The organism is Chryseobacterium sp. FH1, assembly GCF_000735135.1.
Classification (GTDB): domain Bacteria; phylum Bacteroidota; class Bacteroidia; order Flavobacteriales; family Weeksellaceae; genus Epilithonimonas.
Genome location: NZ_JPLZ01000007.1, coordinates 177,767 through 198,572, shown reverse-complemented (window position 1 = coordinate 198,572; position 20,806 = coordinate 177,767). Strand labels below are relative to the sequence as shown.

At 36.7% G+C, this 20,806-nt stretch carries 20 protein-coding genes; 12 read left to right on the top strand and 8 right to left on the bottom strand.

Annotated elements, in window-relative coordinates:
• Positions 1–5: 5 nt before the first annotated feature.
• The 4 genes from rpoN (at position 6) to IO90_RS16770 (ending at position 5,158) form a co-directional block, all read left to right on the top strand.
• A complete protein-coding gene (rpoN, locus tag IO90_RS16785) occupies positions 6–1,472 on the top strand; it encodes an RNA polymerase factor sigma-54 (protein WP_034969997.1) in 1,467 nt (488 codons plus the stop codon).
• A gap of 172 nt (positions 1,473–1,644) precedes the next feature.
• Entirely contained in the window at positions 1,645–2,316 is a 672-nt protein-coding gene (locus IO90_RS16780; protein ID WP_034969995.1) for a succinate dehydrogenase cytochrome b subunit, read from the top strand.
• A 31-nt stretch (positions 2,317–2,347) separates the two neighbouring features.
• Positions 2,348–4,360: a fumarate reductase/succinate dehydrogenase flavoprotein subunit gene (locus tag IO90_RS16775; RefSeq protein ID WP_034969993.1), complete on the top strand. Its 2,013-nt coding sequence runs from the start codon at positions 2,348–2,350 to the stop codon at positions 4,358–4,360.
• A 24-nt stretch (positions 4,361–4,384) separates the two neighbouring features.
• Positions 4,385–5,158: a succinate dehydrogenase/fumarate reductase iron-sulfur subunit gene (locus IO90_RS16770; RefSeq protein WP_034969990.1), complete on the top strand. Its 774-nt coding sequence runs from the start codon at positions 4,385–4,387 to the stop codon at positions 5,156–5,158.
• Positions 5,159–5,536: 378 nt separating this feature from the next.
• Here IO90_RS16770 and IO90_RS16765 read toward each other — a convergent pair whose 3' ends face one another.
• The 5 genes from IO90_RS16765 to IO90_RS16745 form a co-directional block, all read right to left on the bottom strand.
• Entirely contained in the window at positions 5,537–5,773 is a 237-nt protein-coding gene (locus IO90_RS16765; protein WP_034969986.1) for a hypothetical protein, read from the bottom strand.
• A gap of 15 nt (positions 5,774–5,788) precedes the next feature.
• Entirely contained in the window at positions 5,789–7,057 is a 1,269-nt protein-coding gene (locus IO90_RS16760) for a DUF2851 family protein (protein ID WP_034969983.1), read from the bottom strand.
• Between the two features lie 176 nt (positions 7,058–7,233).
• Entirely contained in the window at positions 7,234–8,388 is a 1,155-nt protein-coding gene (gene bshA, locus IO90_RS16755) for an N-acetyl-alpha-D-glucosaminyl L-malate synthase BshA (RefSeq protein ID WP_034969980.1), read from the bottom strand.
• Positions 8,389–8,400: 12 nt separating this feature from the next.
• Entirely contained in the window at positions 8,401–8,901 is a 501-nt protein-coding gene (locus tag IO90_RS16750) for a hypothetical protein (RefSeq protein ID WP_131450909.1), read from the bottom strand.
• A gap of 16 nt (positions 8,902–8,917) precedes the next feature.
• Positions 8,918–10,669 carry a glycoside hydrolase family 3 protein gene (locus IO90_RS16745; RefSeq protein WP_051878878.1) on the bottom strand — a complete coding sequence of 584 codons (1,752 nt, stop codon included), beginning with the start codon at positions 10,667–10,669 and terminating at the stop codon, positions 8,918–8,920.
• Positions 10,670–10,784: 115 nt separating this feature from the next.
• On the opposite strand from IO90_RS16745, the gene IO90_RS16740 reads away from it, so the two are divergent.
• Both IO90_RS16740 and IO90_RS16735 read left to right on the top strand, forming a co-directional pair.
• Entirely contained in the window at positions 10,785–11,291 is a 507-nt protein-coding gene (locus tag IO90_RS16740) for a hypothetical protein (protein WP_034969974.1), read from the top strand.
• Positions 11,292–11,429: 138 nt separating this feature from the next.
• A complete protein-coding gene (locus IO90_RS16735) occupies positions 11,430–12,065 on the top strand; it encodes a peroxiredoxin (protein WP_034969972.1) in 636 nt (211 codons plus the stop codon).
• 104 nt (positions 12,066–12,169) lie between these two features.
• On the opposite strand, the gene IO90_RS16730 is transcribed toward IO90_RS16735, so the two are convergent.
• The 3 genes from IO90_RS16730 to IO90_RS16720 are packed head-to-tail and all read right to left on the bottom strand — an operon-like array spanning position 12,170 to position 14,926.
• Positions 12,170–12,922, bottom strand: coding sequence for a hypothetical protein (locus tag IO90_RS16730; protein ID WP_034969969.1), 753 nt, complete (start codon positions 12,920–12,922; stop codon positions 12,170–12,172).
• Between the two features lie 11 nt (positions 12,923–12,933).
• A complete protein-coding gene (locus IO90_RS16725; RefSeq protein ID WP_034969966.1) occupies positions 12,934–14,016 on the bottom strand; it encodes a PorV/PorQ family protein in 1,083 nt (360 codons plus the stop codon).
• A gap of 10 nt (positions 14,017–14,026) precedes the next feature.
• The gene (locus IO90_RS16720) at positions 14,027–14,926 is read right to left on the bottom strand and encodes a DMT family transporter (RefSeq protein WP_034969962.1); all 900 of its coding nucleotides are present in this window, start codon (positions 14,924–14,926) and stop codon (positions 14,027–14,029) included.
• A gap of 315 nt (positions 14,927–15,241) precedes the next feature.
• On the opposite strand from IO90_RS16720, the gene IO90_RS16715 reads away from it, so the two are divergent.
• The 6 genes from IO90_RS16715 to IO90_RS16690 all read left to right on the top strand — a co-directional run bounded on the left by IO90_RS16715 (position 15,242) and on the right by IO90_RS16690 (position 20,746).
• Complete coding sequence (locus IO90_RS16715) at positions 15,242–16,870, top strand: acyl-CoA carboxylase subunit beta (RefSeq protein WP_034969958.1); 1,629 nt, start codon at positions 15,242–15,244, stop codon at positions 16,868–16,870.
• Positions 16,871–16,914: 44 nt separating this feature from the next.
• Entirely contained in the window at positions 16,915–17,679 is a 765-nt protein-coding gene (locus tag IO90_RS16710) for a hypothetical protein (RefSeq protein ID WP_034969955.1), read from the top strand.
• A 137-nt stretch (positions 17,680–17,816) separates the two neighbouring features.
• The gene (locus tag IO90_RS16705) at positions 17,817–18,092 is read left to right on the top strand and encodes a DUF2089 family protein (RefSeq protein ID WP_034969951.1); all 276 of its coding nucleotides are present in this window, start codon (positions 17,817–17,819) and stop codon (positions 18,090–18,092) included.
• 2 nt (positions 18,093–18,094) lie between these two features.
• Entirely contained in the window at positions 18,095–18,499 is a 405-nt protein-coding gene (locus tag IO90_RS16700) for a PH domain-containing protein (protein ID WP_034969948.1), read from the top strand.
• Positions 18,500–18,502: 3 nt separating this feature from the next.
• Positions 18,503–19,072 (top strand): YIP1 family protein, encoded by a 570-nt coding sequence (locus tag IO90_RS16695; RefSeq protein WP_034969944.1) that lies wholly within the window; start codon positions 18,503–18,505, stop codon positions 19,070–19,072.
• Between the two features lie 12 nt (positions 19,073–19,084).
• Positions 19,085–20,746, top strand: a complete 1,662-nt coding sequence (locus IO90_RS16690; protein ID WP_051878875.1) for a serine hydrolase domain-containing protein — start codon at positions 19,085–19,087, stop codon at positions 20,744–20,746.
• Positions 20,747–20,806 lie beyond the last annotated feature (60 nt).

The following is a 20,806-nucleotide window of genomic DNA, read 5'->3' as shown; positions in this document are numbered from 1 at the left end:
CCAATATGCTAAAGCAAAATCTACAAATGCGACTCGGGCAAAAGCTCGCTCCTCAACAGATTCAATTGATGAAATTGATACAACTTCATACCTTGGAATTTGAAGAAGAACTTGAAAGAGAACTTGAGGAAAATCCTGCTTTGGAAAAAGTAAACGAAGAAGAAAGCAAAGAAGACGACTACACAGCCGCCGAAGAAGCTTATGAAAACGAAGGCACGGAAAGCATAGAAACGGATTTCGATGTCAATGATTATCTGTATGATGACGAGCCGGCTTACAAAACAGCATCCAGCAATTATTCTGCGGACGACGAGGAATTTGATAATCAATCACTTTTAACGGAAGGACAAACACTTTACGATTACCTTTTGGAGCAAATTCGTCTCTCCACTGTGGAAGAAGAAGATTTGAAAATCTGTGAGTACGTGATCGGAAATCTTGATACAGACGGCTATTTGAGAAGAGACATCAAATCGATTGTTGATGATTTGGCTTTTTCCCAAGGCATCTATACAACAATTGAAAAAGTGACCGATATTCTTGAAAATTATGTTCAGAAATTGGATCCGCCTGGCGTTGGCGCAAGAGATTTGAGAGAATGTCTTTTACTTCAAATTGAGAAAAAAGTAAGTTCTGATCAAACTGTTATTTTGGCTGGAAATATTTTGAGAAATCAATTTGATGCGCTTGCCAACAAACATTACAACAAAATTCTTCAGAAATATGACATCGAAGAAGAAGATTTGAAAGAAGCTTTGGACGAGATCGCTCGACTTTCACCGAAAGTTGGCGGTAACTTTGACACGCAAACGATTACAATTAACCAAGAGATTATTCCAGATTTTGTACTTCAAGTAAAAGACAATCAGGTAATTCCGACATTAAATAATAAAAATGCGCCTTCATTAAGAGTTTCTGACGAGTACAAAGAAATCTTAACCACTTATTCTCACGACAAAAAGTCCGCAGAACATAAGCAAGCCGCGCTTTTCATCAAACAAAAACTGGATGCCGCAAAATGGTACATCGATGCAATCAATCAAAGACAGAACACTTTGCTGCAAACGATTACAGCGATTGTAAAACTTCAGAAAGATTATTTCATCTCTGGCGACGAGAAAAACATCAGACCAATGATTCTGAAAGATGTTGCCGATATCACAGGATTTGACATTTCTACAATCTCGAGAGTTGTGAAAAGTAAATATGCTGACACACCAAATGGAATTGTTTATTTGAAAAACTTATTCTCAGACTCATTGACCAATGATGACGGCGAGGAAGTTTCTACAAAAGAAATCAAGCAACATTTGCAAGAAGCCATTGACAAAGAAAACAAAAGAAAACCTTGCACAGACGATGCTCTTGTAGGAATCCTGAAAGAAAAAGGCTACAACATTGCCAGAAGGACAATTGCTAAGTACCGTGAGCAACTGAACATTCCAGTAGCAAGACTTAGAAAAGAATTATAAATGATAATCCCGAACTATTTCGGGATTATTTTTTTGCACTTAACAATAATTTTGACAATTTACCTAAAATGCTATTTAGAAAGATTACAAACTGTATTTTTCTGACATTTCTCAATGTTAGTTGAGTCAACATTTTTCTAAATTTGTGGAAATTCAAATAACAAACAGAATTATGGCAGGGACTACGTCTTCTATAGGCAGAAAATATGCTATGGCAATCTCAGCAATGTTTTTGCTGATTTTCTTGGTGATGCATTTATCCACCAATATGATCTCAATCTTCAGTGAAGATGCGTTCAACACGGCTTCACATTTTATGGGATACAATCCGGCAGTTCAGTTTCTGATGCAACCGATTTTGATTTTCGCAGTCGTCTTCCATTTTGTTATGGGATTTGTGTTGGAAATTAGAAACAACAGCGCAAGACCAGTGAAATATGCGATGAACCAAGGTTCTGCAAATTCTACTTGGATGTCTAGAAATATGATCATTTCCGGAGCTGTGATTTTAGCATTCATCGCATTGCACTTTTACGATTTTTGGTTTCCAGAGATCAGCTACAAGTATATTCAGGGAAACAATCCTGATGATGCTAGATATTGGGAAGAGTTGCACCACAAATTCCACGATGCTTGGAGAGTTGTTCTTTACATTGTTGCATTTGTATTGCTAGGTCTGCACTTGGCACACGGCTTCCAGTCTTCTTTCCAGTCCATCGGAGCAAGACATCCGAAGTACACGCCTGCGATCAAAGCATTTGGAAATTGGTATTCTATCATTATTCCATTAGGGTTTATCATCATTGCATTGTTTCATTTTTTGCGTGATGCTCCAATTTTTTAATCAATCAAATCTATCCTCAAAGAAATAATTTATGAGCACATTAGATTCTAAAATTCCTCATGGTCCACTAAAGGACAAATGGAAAAATCATAAAGATCACATGAACTTGGTTGCACCAAACAACCGAGACAAAATAGATATCATCATCATCGGAACAGGATTAGCGGGTGGTTCTGCTGCTGCGACTCTTGCCGAGCAAGGTTATAATGTAAAGGCATTCTGCTATCAGGATTCTCCAAGAAGAGCGCACTCTATTGCGGCGCAAGGTGGTATCAATGCTGCTAAGAATTACCAAGGTGACGGAGATTCAACTTACAGATTGTTCTACGATACGATCAAAGGTGGAGATTACCGCGCGCGAGAAGGTAATGTTTACAGATTGGCGGAAGTTTCTGCTAATATCATCGACCAATGTGTTGCACAAGGTGTTCCATTCGGAAGAGAATATGGCGGACAATTGGACAACCGTTCGTTTGGAGGTGTTCAGGTAAAAAGAACGTTCTACGCAAAAGGACAAACTGGACAACAGTTATTATTAGGAGCATATTCTGCAATGAGCCGTCAAATCGGTAAAGGTAGAATCAAAATGCACAATCGTCATGAGATGCTAGATCTTGTAATTATTGATGGAAAAGCGAGAGGAATCATCGCAAGAAACCTTGTAACAGGAGAGATTGAAAAGCATTCTGCCCACGCAGTTGTAATTGCTTCTGGAGGTTATGGAAATGTTTATTTCCTTTCTACCAACGCAATGGGATCTAACGTTTCTGCCGCTTGGAAGATTCACAAAAAAGGAGCTTATTTCGCAAATCCTTGTTATGTTCAGATCCACCCAACTTGTATTCCTGTTCACGGAACGCAACAGTCTAAATTGACCTTGATGTCAGAATCCCTTAGAAACTCCGGAAGAATCTGGGTTCCTAAAAACATTGAAGATTCTGTTGCCATCAGAGAAGGAAAATTGAGACCAGAAAATATCGCAGAAGAAAACAGAGATTATTATCTAGAAAGAAGATATCCTGCATTTGGGAACTTGGTTCCTAGAGACGTTGCTTCCAGAGCTGGAAAAGAGCGTTGCGATGCTGGATACGGAATCGAGAATAATGATACTCAAGAAGGCGTTTACCTGGATTTCTCTACAGAAATCATGAAAAAAGGTAAAGAGGCCGCTATAGAAAAACATATTCATAATCCTACAGATCAACAGATCTATGATCTTGGGAAAGCTTGGATCGAGGAAAAATACGGTAACTTGTTCGTAATGTATGAGAAAATCACTGCGGATGATCCTTACAAAACACCAATGAAGATTTATCCAGCGGTTCACTACACAATGGGGGGTGTTTGGGTTGATTACAATCTTCAATCTACAATTCCTGGATGTTTCGTAATTGGTGAAGCCAACTTCTCCGATCACGGTGCCAACAGACTTGGAGCTTCTGCTTTGATGCAAGGTTTGGCAGACGGATATTTCGTTTTACCTTACACGATTGCAGATTATCTTTCTGCAGACATCAGAACTGGAGCGATTTCTACAGATACACCGGAATTCAACGAAGCTGAAAAAGAGATCAAGGAAAAAATCAATTTCTTCTTGACCAATAAAGGAACGCACACGGTAGATCACTTCCACAAACAATTGGGGCACATTATGTGGAACAAAGTTGGGATGGGAAGAACGCCTGAAGGCTTGAGAGAAGCGATCAAAGAAATCGAGGAAGTGAGAAACAACTTCTGGAAAGATGTAAGAGTTCCTGGTGATTCTGACAATATGAATCCAGAATTAGAGAAAGCTTTCAGAGTTGCAGATTTCTTGGAATTAGGACAATTGATGGCTATCGATGCGCTAAACAGAAATGAATCTTGTGGAGGGCATTTCCGTGAAGACCACGCAACGCCAGAAGGTGAAGCAGAACGTGACGACGTAAACTATAAATACGTTGCCGCTTGGGAATATAAAGGTATGGACATCAATCAATCTGTTGTACACAAAGAAGATTTGGTGTACGAGAATATTGAAGTTAAAGCTAGAAGTTACAAATAATCTCCATTCAAAATATATATAAAAATGAGTGCAAAAAAAGGCTTAAATCTTACGCTGAAAATTTGGAGACAAAAAAATAATAAAACGAAAGGTCAATTCGAAAGTTACAAATTGTCTGACGTTTCCACGGATTCTTCATTCTTGGAAATGCTGGATATCCTAAACGAACAGTTGATCAACAACGGACAAGATCCAGTAGCATTTGACCACGATTGTCGCGAGGGAATCTGCGGGATGTGTTCACTTTACATCAACGGTAGAGCGCACGGACCAGACACCGGGATCACAACTTGTCAGTTGCACATGCGTCATTTCAAAGATGGCGAAACCATCCACATCGAACCTTGGAGAAGTGCTGCTTTTCCGGTGATCAAGGATTTGGTGGTTGACAGAAGTGCTTTCGACAGAGTAATGGCTGCCGGCGGATTCGTATCCGTGAACACTTCCGGAAACACTTTGGATGCCAACGCAATCCTGGTTCCGAAAGAAGACGCTGACAAAGCGATGGATGCTGCGGCGTGTATCGGTTGCGGTGCTTGTGTGGCTTCTTGTAAAAACGGTTCTGCAATGTTGTTCGTTGGTGCAAAAGTATCTCAGTTCGCATTGTTACCACAAGGTCGCGTAGAAGCTAAGAGAAGAGTTCTGAACATGGTGAAAGCGATGGACGAAGAAGGCTTCGGAAACTGTTCCAACACTGGCGCTTGTGAAGTAGAATGTCCGAAAGGAATCTCTCTAGAAAACATCGCAAGAATGAACAGAGAATATGCATCTGCAAACCTTAAAACTGCAAATCCATAATCTAGATTTTAGAAGTTAGATATTAGAATTTAGACTAATATTTCAAAATACAAATCCGGTTGAGTTTTTCAATCGGATTTTTTTGTGGATTTTTATTTGGGCAGCTTTTCCGTCTGTAGTTTATCCTGAGCAGAGTCGAAGGGTTTCCAATCTTTTTTGCGGATGAATTTCCATCTAAATTAAAGCAGATAAAGATTTCTACACAGTATGGGCTACGGGATTCTGCACAAAACAGCATTAGTCAATAAATATTAATGTTTGTCATTCCATAGAAATCTAGCTGTCAATTTAAAACCCCTTCAGCATTTAAAACGCTGAAGGGGCTAATATCTAGAAATTAATCTGCAAAATTTGCCAAATCTGCGAGAAATAAAATATCTACAAATCAAAAACACTCGGTCTCTTCGTCACAATACAATCCTTAATCCAGAGCATAAAAGCCAATCCAAGATAAAACAAAAAGAAAATCCCAGCCGTCGCAAACGTGGAATAAATAAAGAAAACACGCAGTTTCGAAACAGGAATTCCGAGTTTGGTTCCGTATCTTGTGAGTACGCCAAACCATTCTCGTTCCATTTTGTGGCGCATTCCGTTGATTACAATTGGCTCTTTCATTTTGGATTTATTACTTTAATCGTGGCTCTTCAACAACTGAAAACCGATACTGCAATTTAAGCATTTTTTCTGAGTACAAAATGTTTTGAAATGGTAAAGAAAAGCCTGTGTCTGCAAAGCATTTTCAAATTTCACACCCAAGTTTTTCCATTCATCAAGAACAGAATTCTTCTCCGACTTCAGCTGTTTGTAGAATTCAAAAATATCATCTACAATTTCCGGATTGTGATTCTTCTGATAAAAATATTTGATGGGAAGAATCGCATTAATGATAATCAAATCAATGAAATCTTTGCTCAACAATTTTGGACTTTCAACCGGTGAAATCTTTCCAAAATTAAAATGATTGTCCCAATATTCCGAAGCCGAAACATTTTCGAAAATCAAATATAAATCATCAATCGTTTTAGCCTCAATAATCTTCGAAAAAAGATTGGGCTGAGAATGATAAAGATTCGCCAATTGTGAAAGCCGAATCGTCGGGAAATTTGGTGGACGGAGTTTTGAGAATTTTGGATTGATTCTAACTTCCGATAAATTAAATTTCACTTTCAGAAAATCAAATTCCCGTTTCCAGACTTTCATCATTTCATCTTTTGGCTCGTCCAGAAAATTACAAATCCCTAATAGCAAAGCTTCCAACTGAACTTTATTCTGTTTGATTTTTTGAAAAATGGAAAAGTCAAGACTTTCAGCTAACTGTAGGAAAATCTCCGCGTTGACTTTCAATCCAAAAGTATAAGCTAATTGTTGGAAAAGAACGGCTTCATAATTATTTTGACTTTTCTTTAATGATAATTCCAACGAGTCAGATTTGAAATCCAATTTTTTGAGCAAAACCTCTTCTTCAAAAAACAACGGAATTTTATCTTTATCAAACAAATTTTCGCACGGAATAAAAGAATGTTCTTCCCTCAAATTCTGATGTTTCTGAATCAAAGTTTCATCAATATAATCCTTGAGTTCTAAAGTCGGAATCTGTTGGTTTTCCAATTCAGGAATTTCGCAATCATTGATATAAACGGCGTGAAGAATCAGATTCCCAAACTCGGGATTTCCGGAATGGTTGTGGAAAAACCAATCGGAAGCTTTGGTGTGAATTTCGATGTTTCCGGCAAAAATGATGTTGTCAATTTTAATCTTTGCAAACAAAAAATCCGGTCCCGAATTCTTATTCCATTCGCCGAATTCTAAGATTTCGATATTCTTTCCATCTACGGAAACAAAATCGAAACGCCGGAATTTCTTAAAATTCCAGAGATATTGTAATATTTCTTCATTCATTTGTGTGCTTGATTTTCGTTAAACAAAAACCCTTTCAAAGTGCGTGACTTCGAAAGGGTTAAGTTATAAAAATATTTTTAATTTTGAATTAATATTGGACACTTCGACTCCGCTCAGTGTGACATTTCAATAATAATCATTTGAGCATTGTCAGTCTGAGCGGAGTCGAAGACCTTCTATCTAACATCAATCAACTTTGCTTCTTCAAACTTCGCAATCGTCGTTTCGTACATCTCGATGTAGATTGGAAGGATATTTTTGAGGTCAAATTTCAGTGCTTGTGCTTTCGCATTCTTTTTCATTTCGGCAAGAAGCTCTTCGTTGCTCAAAAGTTTGATGCAGTAATTGGACATCGCTTCCACATTTCCGATTTCAGCCAAAAATCCGGTTTCGCCTTGAATATTAACTTCGGGAATTCCACCAGCATTACTGCTGATTACCGGCGTTTTTGCTGCCATCGCTTCCAAAGCCGCCAATCCGAAACTTTCCTGCTCGGAAGGTAAAAGAAAGACGTCTGAAAGTTGTAGAATCCTATAAAGGTCGTTGACTTTTCCAAGTAATTTTATTTTACCAATCAATTCTGGATTTTCTTCCAAAAACTGGTTGATTTTCTCCATTTCAGGACCTTCGCCGATGATGATGAGCTTTGATTGCACCTTTCTGTTCACATTCCTGAAAATCTCCAAAACATCCTGAATTCTCTTTACTGGACGGAGATTGGAAACGTGAATCAGGATTTTTTCGTCGTCGCTGGCAAACTGTTCTCTTTGGCAAGTTTTGCAATCATCGAAAACAGAATTATCGATAAAATTGGTAATCACCTGAATATCTTTGTGAATATTGAAAAACTGAAGGGTGTCTTTTTTCAGACTTTCGGAAACCGAAGTTATTGTATCACTTTGATTGATAGAGAATTCGACAGCGTGTTTGTAGCTTGGATGTTGGCCAACCAAGGTAATATCTGTCCCGTGAAGCGTCGTCACCAAAGGCACATCCTTGTGTTCTGCCTTCAACATTTGCTTTGCCGTGAACGCGGCGTAAGCGTAAGGAATCGCATAATGCGCGTGCAAAATATCCAATTTGTAAAGGTTGACAACGCGGTAAATCATCGATGACAAGGCGATATCGTAAGGTTGATATTGGAACAGCGGATAAGTCTGAACATTCACTTTGTGGAAGAAAATGTTCGGATTGGTAACGTCCAAACGCGCTGGCAATGCAGAACTTATGAAATGAACCTCATAGCCTTTGTCGGCCAGACTCATTCCTAATTCTGTCGCCACAATTCCGCTTCCGCCGTAAGTTGGATAGCAAAGTATTCCTATTTTCATTAATTACTTATTTTATTTTCTGTGATTGTTTCCTTTTATTTCATCAATGAATAATAATTTCCCATCAACGATATTGTACAGTCTAACAGGATAAATAATGTCTATTATTGGTGAATTTTTTAAAACATATGTTTCAATATTTTCCTTCTTTTTTACAGTGACAAATTTCTCAATGAAATTTGCTTCATCATAAATTACTGTTTTTTGTAAAAATTCATTTTGATAGACACCATAGCAAAGTTTTTTTAAATCGTCTCTTATTCCGAATACAGACATTGTAATAAATACAGAATAATTTTTATCTTCTGGATTGGAATATTTTGGAGGTAAGATTACTACTTCATAAATAAAATGTTCATCACTTAAAAATTGAGAGTCAGATTTATCAATAGGATTTTCCTTCTGATATTTAATTATTTCTTTATATAAATCATTGTTAATGCCTGATGTATTTTCTTGTTTTGCACAAGATAATAGAAAAAACAGAAAAATAATGCTTACTGAAAATTTCATTTTTCGTCTTCCAAATTTACTCAATTACCACCTTAGAATTCTTTGTTTCCAAACTATTTTTTCTATCGGTTTGATTGGCTGGCATTTTAGCGTCAATATCCATTCCCATTCCGAATTTTAAATTGTCATTAACCAAAACAGGAAGTCTTCCCCATATTCTTGTTTGACCTAAAAGTCCGTTGGCTGTGGCTTTCATCGCATCGTCATTATTTTCGTAAGAAACTAAGACTGTGGAAACTTTGGAAATATCAATATCTTTCAAAGCGTAAGGACTTCCGAAAACGTCCAGAATCACAGTTTGGTTTTTGCTTAAATCTGAAAGAATCTTTTTGCTGGAATCCGAAATTTTATAAGGTTTGTAAGCTGTCGAATTATCTTTATGAAAACCGACAATCACTTTGGAGTTTGCTGGAATTGAATTGATTTCCGAAGCTTTTTTTAGAATTACTGTTGTTTCTGTATTCAATTGATTGAGGAAAGTTTCGTAAGGCGCTTCTTCCAATGGAACATAATAATAAGTTTCTTTGCAATCGAGAGGCAACAATTTCTTATCATCTTTGATTAAAGTCAAAGCGTTGGAATACATTTTCTGGACGATTTCGGAATGTGAAGCGTTGTTCAAATCTTCGTTGATGTTTTCAGGATTTACGTTGGAATATTTATCCAAGCCTAAAAAATATTTGGTCAAGAGAATTTTTTTCACGCTCTCCTCTACTCTACTCTGAGAAATTTCTTTATTATCAATCGCTTTTTGAATCAATCTTTTTCCGGTCGCAACATCTTGCGAAAACAACATAATATCATTCCCCGCCTTGAAAGCCAACGCATCCAATTCTCCCGCTTTGAATTTGTTTGCAACCGCGCCCATATTGAGCGCATCGGTGATAATCAAACCTTTGTAGCCGTATTTTTCTTTCAACAATCCAGTGATGATTTTTTTGGAAATCGAAGCTGGAATTCCTTTCTCGCTTTCAAGACTTGGAACGTAAAGATGCGCAACCATTACGCCACCAATTCCTTTGTCCATCAATGTTTTGAAAGGTGCAAGTTCAGTTTTTTCCAATCGTTCCATATTGTGGGAAACGACTGGCAAATCCAAGTGGGAATCTTTGTCCGTGTCGCCGTGACCAGGAAAATGCTTGATTGCTCCAAGAACTTTGTTGTCCTGCAAACCGTTGGAATAAGCAAAAGCGGAATTCACCACATTACTGACATCAGAACCGAAACTTCTGTTGCCGATGATTGGATTGTTTGGATTCGTATTCACATCTACAACGGGCGCGAAATCCCAATTGATGCCCATTCGCTTGCAATCTTCGGCAATTTTGGATGCCATATCGTGAATCAGATTTTTATCCTGAATCGCTCCCAACGTAATCGCCCACGGATATTTGTGTGCTTTTGCAATCCTCTGGAAAACGCCCCATTCTGCATCCATCCCAATCATCAAAGGGACTTTTGACTTGGACTGGAATTCATTGACCAAATTAATTTCTCTCGTCGCATCGTCTTGCATCAGAATCAATCCACCGATTTTATCATTCAAAACGATATTTCGGATTTGATTGATGTGCGCTTCGTCCTTATTCGTATAAAGTGCAACGATGAAAAGCTGACCAAGTTTTTCCTCCTGTGAAAGCGCATTGTAGGTTTTATCAACCCAATCGTTTGCTTTTTTGATATCGGATTTGGAGAGATTTTTCGGTTGATATTGTGTAAAATAAAACTGCGAAAAAAAAGTTATTATAAGTAGGCTTAACCTTTTCATTTTTTTGATATCTAAATTTTAGAAAACTTTCCATAAAGATATTAAATCCGATGAAAATAGCTATTTTTATGGTCTGTAATTTGTAATTAAAATCTTAACGTAAATAATTAAACTTATGAAAAAATTCATTCCCCTCGTATTGCTACTGATTTCCAGTATATTTATCTTCAGTTGCAAAGATGACGACACGATTGTTGAAGTAGATTACCCTACTGTCTATGATTTAAATGTAAATTTTGTCTATAATGCTGATGACGGCTGGAATTTTTATCAAAGATTCAACCGTTCTTTATTAGACCAAGACTATGTTGTAATTTTCCGACAAGCTGGAACTGAAAATGGCGCTGCAGTGTGGCAACAAATTCCTAGAACATTATATTTAACTCAAGGAGAGTTAGATTATGACTTTGATTTTACAAAAAATGATTTTTTGATTTATGCAGGCGGAACATATGACATCAGCACAACTCCACAATACTTAAACAATCAAAGATTTAGAGTCGTTCTTGTGCCAGCAGTTTTTGGTGGTAAAAATACTAATAGTCAAGACATTTCCAAGATGTCCTACGATGAAATTATTGCCAGGTATAATATCGACGATAGCAAAATTGGAACATTTTAATTTCAAAATCTCAAAAATAAATTTAAAACCACATTCACTTGTGGTTTTTTTGTTTCGAAAATTAAATTATACTAATTAAGTATGAATTGGTTTTTTATTATTAAATTTGTTATTCATTAATCAAAAAATATAAATAATATGTCTATAAAACTTGGTGACACAGCTCCAAACTTTGATGCAGAAAGTAGTCTAGGGAATATTAATTTCTACGATTACCTTGGAGATTCTTGGGCAATTTTATTTTCTCATCCTGCTGATTACACGCCGGTTTGCACCACCGAATTGGGAAGAACTTCACAGCTAAAACCTGAATTTGATAAAAGAAATACGAAAGTTTTCGCTCTAAGTGTTGATGGAATCGACAATCACAAAGGTTGGATCTCGGACATCAACGAAACTCAAAACACAGAAGTAGAATTCCCGATTATTGCCGACCAAGATAAAAAAGTGTCGGAATTGTATGATTTCATCCATCCAAATGCGAGCGCAACATTGACTGTAAGGTCTTTACTGATTATTGATCCGAATAAAAAAGTAAGATTAATTATCACTTATCCTGCTTCGACTGGAAGAAATTTTACTGAGATTTTGAGAGTTTTGGATTCTTTGCAGCTGGTTGACGGCTATGGCGTTGCAACTCCGGTGGATTGGAAAGATGGTGAAGATGTGATAATTCCTCCAGCTGTTTCGCAGGAAGATGCTGAGAAAAAATTTACGAAAGGTGTAACGATTGTGAAACCTTATTTACGATATACACCTCAGCCGAATAAGTAGCGATTGGCTGATAGCAATTGGCTTTTTGCTTTTTACAGAAATAGAAAATGGTCGGAATTGCTTCTGACCATTTTTGTTTTTATAAAACTGGACTAATTTTAAAATTAATTGGCTTTGTAGATTTCTTTGGAATATTCTCCGTTGGTTTTTGGAAGTTCGATGACGATATTTCCATTTTCGTAATAACCGATGGTAGATTCGCCGGAACTTAACTTAACTCTGAATACATCGGCTTTTGTCGTTGATTTGAAAGTCGCAAACGGCACAGAACTATTTCCATCTACCAAAATAAACTGCGAATTGTCAATCTGGATTTTTTGAAAATTCATTTTTCCGTTGCTGAATTTTTGTGCAGATGTCGTTCCAGTTTTCGACTCAACGGTTTTGATTTCTTCTTGAGGTTTTGTTTCCACAGGTTTAGTTTCCGCGAGTTTTTGCAGATTGGGATTTGAAGCTGAAACAAAAACAAGCGCATTTTTCACCGCTTCCTGATATCCTGGTTCGAAATCTTTGATTGAGCTATTTGCTTTTTGTGACAGGACAACCTTATTATCGCAATCTTTGAATTGAAGAATCACTCTATTTTTGAACATATTGCTGTCATCAGAAAGGTCTGTATTCAAAATACCGCAAGGATTCTGAAGCGCTTCCGAAGGCCAATCGCTTTTCGATTCTGAGAGAACTACATATTTCTTATTTTTCAAAGACTTTTCTATTATCGCAGTCAATCCAAAAGATTTTGAACCTTTGAAATCTGCAAACTCCGATGGAATCACAATGTATTTATAATCTGAAACCGATTGAGATTTTATTAATACAATTAAAAATATCGAAAACAGGATTGATAATTTTTTCATAAAAAATGATTTTAGTTTCTGAAACCTTGCATATCCAACTTCAAAGAAAAGAAATTGGAGTAAAAATTAGAACCGCCAATCCCGGAATTAGTAATAGCGTAATCCAAAGTCAGACCTTTATATTTGATTCCGATTCCCGCGCTTGGCTGGAAAGACACTTTTCTTTTTAAATCTTCAATATCAGAAATGGTTTGGAATCTGTTGAGACCCAATCGTACGAAGATCATATCCTGAAAAATCAATTCACCACCAGCATAAGGCGTGATACTCGCGAAATCGGTAGAAACCAAAGCGGCGGTTTTTGCAAAATCGACATTAAGACCAACTTCTGGCAACAATTTCAAATCTCTGTTGAACTCGTAAGTTCGGCTGACCCCAAAATTAAGTTTTGGCATCGTGATCTCCATCTTGTCTGCTGGCGCTGGATTGAACTCTTCACCATTCACAACGGTTGATAATTCCTTTTGATTGATGGTCCAAAAGTTAACAGTCGTTGTCGCATCTCTCAGCATAAATCCGTAATTCCAATCAGTATCTGTGCGATAAACGGCGCCAATATCAAACCCAAAACCGTAACCGCTGGCAAATTTTCCGATGTTTCTATAAACAACTTTTGCAGTTGCACCAACGTCTAATTTTTGATTTCCGTTTGGATGAAAAGCGTAAGAAAACAAAGCGGCGTAATCTGACGTGGAGAAAGAACTTATTTTATCATAATCGATATTTCCTTCAGAATCAATTAATTGTGTTGTATTAAGGATATTATCAACGCCTAATCTTACGAGAGAAATGGCGAAAACACCATTGCCATAATCCAAAGGTTTTGCATAAGATATATAATCGTACTTGGCGATGGATTCAAAATATTCTGCGTGCATCGCGGCAACCTGCCAATCATTTTCAATTTTCATCAAACCTGCTGGATTCCACATCGGTGAATACACATCGTCTTGATTGGAAACGACTGCGCCACCCATTGCGAGACCTCTTGCGCCTGCACCAATATTCAAAAATTCATTGGAGTATTTTCTGATGATTTGCGCATCAGAAAATTGAGTGAAAATAATCAGTAAAAAAAATAAAAATCTTTTCATTAATAAGTATTTACAGAGATTTCGAATCTGTAATTGCGTCTTCTTTTTTCCTTCTGGATTTTATGACTCCGTTTACCACAATCGAAGCTATCATCACGAATGATGCACCATAAAAAACAGGGCTCATATGCTCTGATGCTCCAAAGATAAAAAAAGCTAAGATAATCCCATAAACAGGCTCGAGATTTACAGTTAGGATCAACGTAAAAGGCGAAATGAACTTCATCAGTTTCACACTTTCAAACATTGGGTAAGCCGTAAAGACAGAAGCCAGCAATAGTATTAACGCAATATCGATGTAACTTATTTCGCTGAAGGAAGAAAATTGTCCTGTAAAAAGAAAAAATAAACTGATAACCAACCATCCGCCAGCAATTTCGTAAAAAATAATATTTCCCGAACTGGTTTTTCCAAAAATCTTACCATTGAAAACCGAAAATATGGTTCCGAAAAGCGCACATAGAATTCCGTAAATAATTCCTTCCTTATACTTAAGCTCTGCGTTGAATATCAATGAAATACAAATCACAATAATGATCCCAATGATCACTTCTGCCCAATCTGGTTTTCGGCGGAAGACCAAAGGTTCTATCAAGGCCGCGAATAATGTGGATAACGAAAGACAAGATAAAGCGATTGAAACATTGGAAACCTTGATGGATTGAAAGAAAAACAACCAATGAAACGCCATCACACTTCCGATTCCTATGAGTTTGAATAATAGTTTCTTTGAAACTTTGATGCTTTCCTTTTTGACAAATCTCAAATAAACATATAGAAAAACCGCTGCAAACAACATTCTGTAAAAAACCAAGATGTTGGCTTCTGCTAAAATCAACTTTCCAAGAATTGCTGTAAATCCCCATAAAAAGACGATAAAATGCAACCTCAGCAAATAAGAATTCTTCATTGGAAATAATTGATTTTCAGTTGGCGAAATTATGATAAAAATTGTAGAATAAATTCAAAATAGTGAACAATTTTGATCACTAGACATAAAAATCCGTTCCGAGATTTCGGAACGGATCTTTTAATAAGAACTTATTAAAATAACATAAACTAACTAAAAATTTATATCCATTTGTATCTAAAAAACGCAGAATAGAAAGGATTATTGTATACGTTCTAAAATTAAGAGCTTGATAAATACTTTGTAACACCAAAGATCAAATTAACTGCACTAATTTTCTAAAAAAGTTTATCTTTAGCACCAAAGAAAAAAGCAATGGATTTAGAATTCAATAAGAGAGAGGACCTCAACAAACTGAAACTTTCTGAAATAAAAAAAACCTTATCAAAAATCAAGTTGGGAGGTGGCGAAAAATCACTTCAAAAACAACGCGACCAAGGTAAAATGACAGTGAGAGAAAGATTGGAATATCTCTTTGATAAAAATTCTGATTCTATAGAAATTGGTGCTTTTGCTGGCTACGAGATGTACGAAGAGCAAGGCGGCTGCCCTGCAGGAGGTGTTGTTGTTATGATGGGATATGTTTCCGGAAGACAGTGTATCGTGGTAGCAAATGACGCTACAGTGAAAGCTGGCGCTTGGTTTCCAATCACAGGAAAGAAGAATCTTCGTGCGCAGGAAATCGCGATGGAAAACCGTTTGCCAATAATTTATTTGGTAGATTCTGCAGGCGTATTTTTGCCAATGCAAGATGAGATTTTCCCAGATAAAGAAATGTTTGGAAGAATTTTCCGAAACAATGCCAAGATGAGTTCAGCAGGGATTGTTCAGATTTCCGCCATCATGGGAAGTTGTGTTGCTGGTGGTGCTTATTTACCAATTATGAGTGACGAAGCTATGATTGTGGACAAAACGGGAAGTATTTTTCTCGCAGGAAGTTATCTCGTAAAAGCGGCAATCGGCGAATCAATTGACAATGAGGCTTTGGGTGGCGCAACAATGCACAGCTCAATCTCCGGCGTTGTAGATTACAAAGCCAAGGATGACAAAGATGCTTTGGACAGAATCAAAAACATCATGAAATCTCTAGGCGACTTTGACAAAGCGGGCTTTGATAGAATTGAAAGTGCTCCACCAAAAGAAAGTCCAGACAATATTTTCGGAATAATGCCTGCCATCAGGTCTGAACAATATGACACATTAGAAATCATCAAATGCCTTGTCGACAATTCCGAATTGGAAGAATACAAACCCGATTACGGAAAAACCATCATCTGTTGTACTGCAAGAGTCGATGGCTGGAGCGTTGGAATTGTTGCCAATCAAAGAAAATTGGTAAAAAGCGGAAAAGGCGAAATGCAATTTGGAGGCGTAATCTATTCCGACTCTGCAGACAAAGCAACCAGATTTATCGCGAATTGCAACCAAAGAAAAATTCCGTTGGTTTTCCTTCAGGATGTGACAGGCTTTATGGTAGGTTCCAAATCCGAACAAGGTGGCATCATAAAAGATGGTGCAAAAATGGTAAATGCAGTTTCCAACTCAGTGGTTCCGAAGTTCACGATCGTAACAGGAAACTCTTACGGAGCAGGAAATTACGCGATGTGTGGAAAGGCTTACGACCCAAGATTGATTGTAGCTTGGCCGTGGGCAGAACTTGCCGTGATGGGCGGTTCACAAGCTGGGAAAGTACTCCTTCAAATCCAAGAATCTGCGCTTAAAAAGCAAGGAAAAGAAATTAGTGAAGAAGACAGAAAAGAACTTCTCGACAAAATTCTAAAAGATTACACGCGCCAAACGCAACCGACTTATGCTGCTGCAAGACTTTGGACGGATGCAATCATCAATCCAGTGGATACAAGAAAATGGATAAGTATGGGAATTGAGGCCGCAAATCATTCGCCGATCACAGAAAAATTCAACCTTGGTGTGATTCAGGTATAGAGTTTGCAAATGATGTAAAATAGAAAATAAAAAACACAAATAGAATGAAAAACTTGATGATATTGGTTGTCAGTTTTGTGGCTTCCAATGCTTACGGGCAATGTACTATTGCTGGAACAAACACCTTAAATCCAAATGAAATTGCATCTTTCACAGTAGATACCAAAGCGCAATGCGATGAATGTTACTCGTGGAAATCTTCGCCTGAAACTAATTTGACAATTGAAGGCAACAATAAAACCAACAAAATCGATGTGAAAAGCGCACAAATCGGAAAAGGAAAAATTTCCGTTTCGGTTTTAACGACACAAGGTTTGGTTCAATGTGACAAAATCGTGGAAGTGGTTGCTCCGGTAACAGTTGCAACTTCTAATTCAAACGAAAAGAAACAATCAACTTTAGAAAACAGTTGCGGCATTCTTATCGATGATTTCAAAGATGTGAAAGTGAGTGATGCTGTGATATCTTTCTTTCCAAATGGTGATAATCCTAGTGATTATCTTTACAGATGGTCCATAACTTATGCGAATGGTGAAGTGAAGGAATCTACTGAGAAGATTCCACAGTTTTTCTATTCTGATATTAATTTTATAACCTTGGTAAAATTGAGAATTACAAGAAATAATCCCTTGTGCGCCATCACGATTTCTAAGAAATTTGATGAGAATTTTTGGAAAGCTAAAAAGATGAGCAAAATTGAACAAAAAGTTTATTCACCAGTAAGCTATAGTGAATATGCAAAACCTATTGAGAAAATCAATCCTAACCACAATAATACAGGTGGCAAACAATCTTCAGAATATAAATAAATTCGTCGCATTGAAATCATAACTCCCAATTTTTGGGAGTTTTTTTTACCTTATCTTTAAATAAATTTTAATAAAATTAAAATATTTTTTAACTTTATTAAAATAATTATTACATTTGTAAAATAATATTAAAAGAAATGAAACTTCCAATCGTTTGTCCAAGCTGTGACCACACGTTGAATGTAAGCCAGATGAAATGTCCGTCTTGCGAAACGAACGTGAATGGAAATTATGAACTTCCTGTTCTTTTGAAACTGAGCAGAGATGACCAAGATTTCATTCTCAACTTTTTTCTCTCCAGCGGAAGCATCAAAGAAATGGCGAAGCAGGCAGAACTTTCTTATCCAACAATGAGAAACAAAATGGACGACCTCATCGAGAAAGTAAAAAAACTTCAAAACGAAAAACATTGATCATGAAAAGTATTCCTGTAAAAATTGGTTGGAAAATATTGCTATTTGTTTTAGCAGTTTTGATCCTTACAAACTATCAAGAATTAATCAACAAAAATTGGAAAGCTATTGCAATTGTAACTAGCATTTTTGGGCTAATCTTAGGTCTTTGCTTTTCTATAAAATATTATTTGGATGAAGAATTTCTTTACATCAAAAATTCAGTGTTTGGGACAACTAAAATTGATGTAAGAGACATTTACAAAATTGAAAAAACATGGAATCTACTTTCATCTCCTGCCCCAAGCATCATTGGAAGAGTTGAAATTTATTATCAAAACGAAAGCGTAGTCATCTCTCCAAAAAGCTTTGAAAACTTCAAAAATGAAGTTCTTAAAATAAATCCAAATATTACTGTAAAAGCATAAACTATGAAGTGGAAAACTATCTTTAATCCGTTTGAGAAATTTGATGACAAACATATTCTGGCTGTTGGAATTCTCTTTTTCGTGCTTAATATTTTTGGTTGTTTTTATGCAGGAATGATCAATGATGCTATCTTCCATTTATCAATACTTGAGGAAGGTCAAACGATTTGGGACATTATGAAAATCAATTCATTGAGTTATATTTTCGCCATTGTTGTTTTACTAATCCTTGCAAAATTCATTAATAAAAGAACCAGAATTATTGACATCATCAACACTGCCTTGATTTCTCAGATTCCGCTCATCATTACAATGCCAATGATGGCACTTCCCTTTATCAAAGAAGCTAATGTCAATATTGCGAAAAGTGCGGGAAACATAGCTAAAATAGAAATGACAGATTTAATTATCGTTACGGTTGCAGGATGTATTACTTTGCCTTTTCTTGTTTACAGTTTTGTACTCTTTTTCAATGGTTTCAAGACAGCGACCAATATCAAAAAATGGCAACACATCGTTGCATTCGTAGTGGTTTCACTCATCGTTACAATCATTAGTCAGACAATACTTTAATCCAAAAATAATATGAAAACCAAACTATTACTGGTGCTGATTTTATTAGCACAGACTTTTTACGCCCAAGATCTAACAGGCTCTTGGAAAGGCGAACTAGATTTTGGCGGAATGCAACTTCCTCTAATCCTTGACATTAAAAAAGAAAACGGTACTTACACTTCAACCGCAAGAAGTCCTAAACAAGGTGACAAAATCATCTCTGTTGACAAAACTGAATTCAACAACAACGAATTGATTTTCGAGATGAAGGAAATTGACGCTTCTTACAAAGGTCAATATATAGAAGATCATTTCGAAGGAACATTTACACAAAAAGGCCGTTCACTTCCTTTAAATTTTTTCAAAAATAATGGTGATGAAAAACCGAATCCTAAGGATGAAAGAGTGAAAGATATTGGCAATCGAGAAATTGACAATGCGAAACTTGATGATTTTCTGGATTATATTAGCAAAAACAAACAAGGCATTGGTAGTATTTCCATTTTCCGAAAAGGCAAAGAGGTTTACAAAAAAGACTTCGGGCAAGATCAATTACCGAATGTCAAATGGAACTCAGAAACTGGCTATCAAATTGGTTCCGTAAGCAAACTCATCACCGCAACAATGCTGATGCAACTGGCGGAAAAAGGAAAACTGAACATCAATGACAAACTATCCAGATATTATCCAGAAGTTCCAAATGCTGACAAGATAACAATAGAATCTTTACTGAATCACACCAGCGGATTGGGTGATTATGTGGGCGAGAATTACCAATGGATCTTCAAAAAACCGGTTAGCGACAAAGCAATTTTGGATACCATCAAAGCACAAGGCGTGGAATTTCAGCCGGGTGAAAAAAGTAGATACTCCAATTCTGGCTACTACTTGCTGAGCAGAATTTTGGAAAGGATTTACAAGAAACCCTACAATGTCATTCTAAAGGAAAACATCTTGGGCAAAGCCAATCTGAAAAACACTTTCTCCGTATTGGACAATCCGAAAAATGTCTTCAAATCCTACAAAAACGAAGATGGAAAATGGATAGAAGTGGAAGATTTTGATTTCCATAACTGCATTGGATTGGGCGATATCGTTTCAACACCGAGTGATATGAATCTTTTCATCAATGCTTTGTTCAATGGAAAATTTGTGAAGAAAGAAACCTTGGAAAAGATGATGCCTAAGTCGGGAAGCAAATCGGATTTCGGATTGGGAATTATGCCAGTTCCTTTTTACAACCAAGTTTCATTTGGTCACGGTGGCGATACGGCTGGAACTCATTCCGTAACTTCATACAGCAGAAAGGAAGATTATTCGATCTCAATCGTCATCAATGGAGAGGAATATCCACATAACGCCTTGTACGTAGGAATTTTGAACATTTTCTTCAATGAGGATTTTGATTATCCGAAATTTGAAAAGAAAAGTGAAACAGCATCTTATGATGGCAAGTTCAAAAAATACCTTGGCGACTATACATCTCCGGACATTCCATTGGATCTAAAGGTTTTTGTGAATGATGACCAACTTTTCGGACAAGGAAAAGGTCAGCCAGAATTTCCTTTGGAACTTGTAGAGAAAGACCAATTCAGATTTGAACAAGCTGGAATCACGTTAAAATTCTTTCCGGAAACGAACAAGATGCAACTTCTGCAAAACGGGAAAACTTATAACTTCACGAAGAAATAAAAATAAAAAAACGAGGCTTTTCAATTAAGATCAGCCTCGTTCCGATTAAAAACACAATTA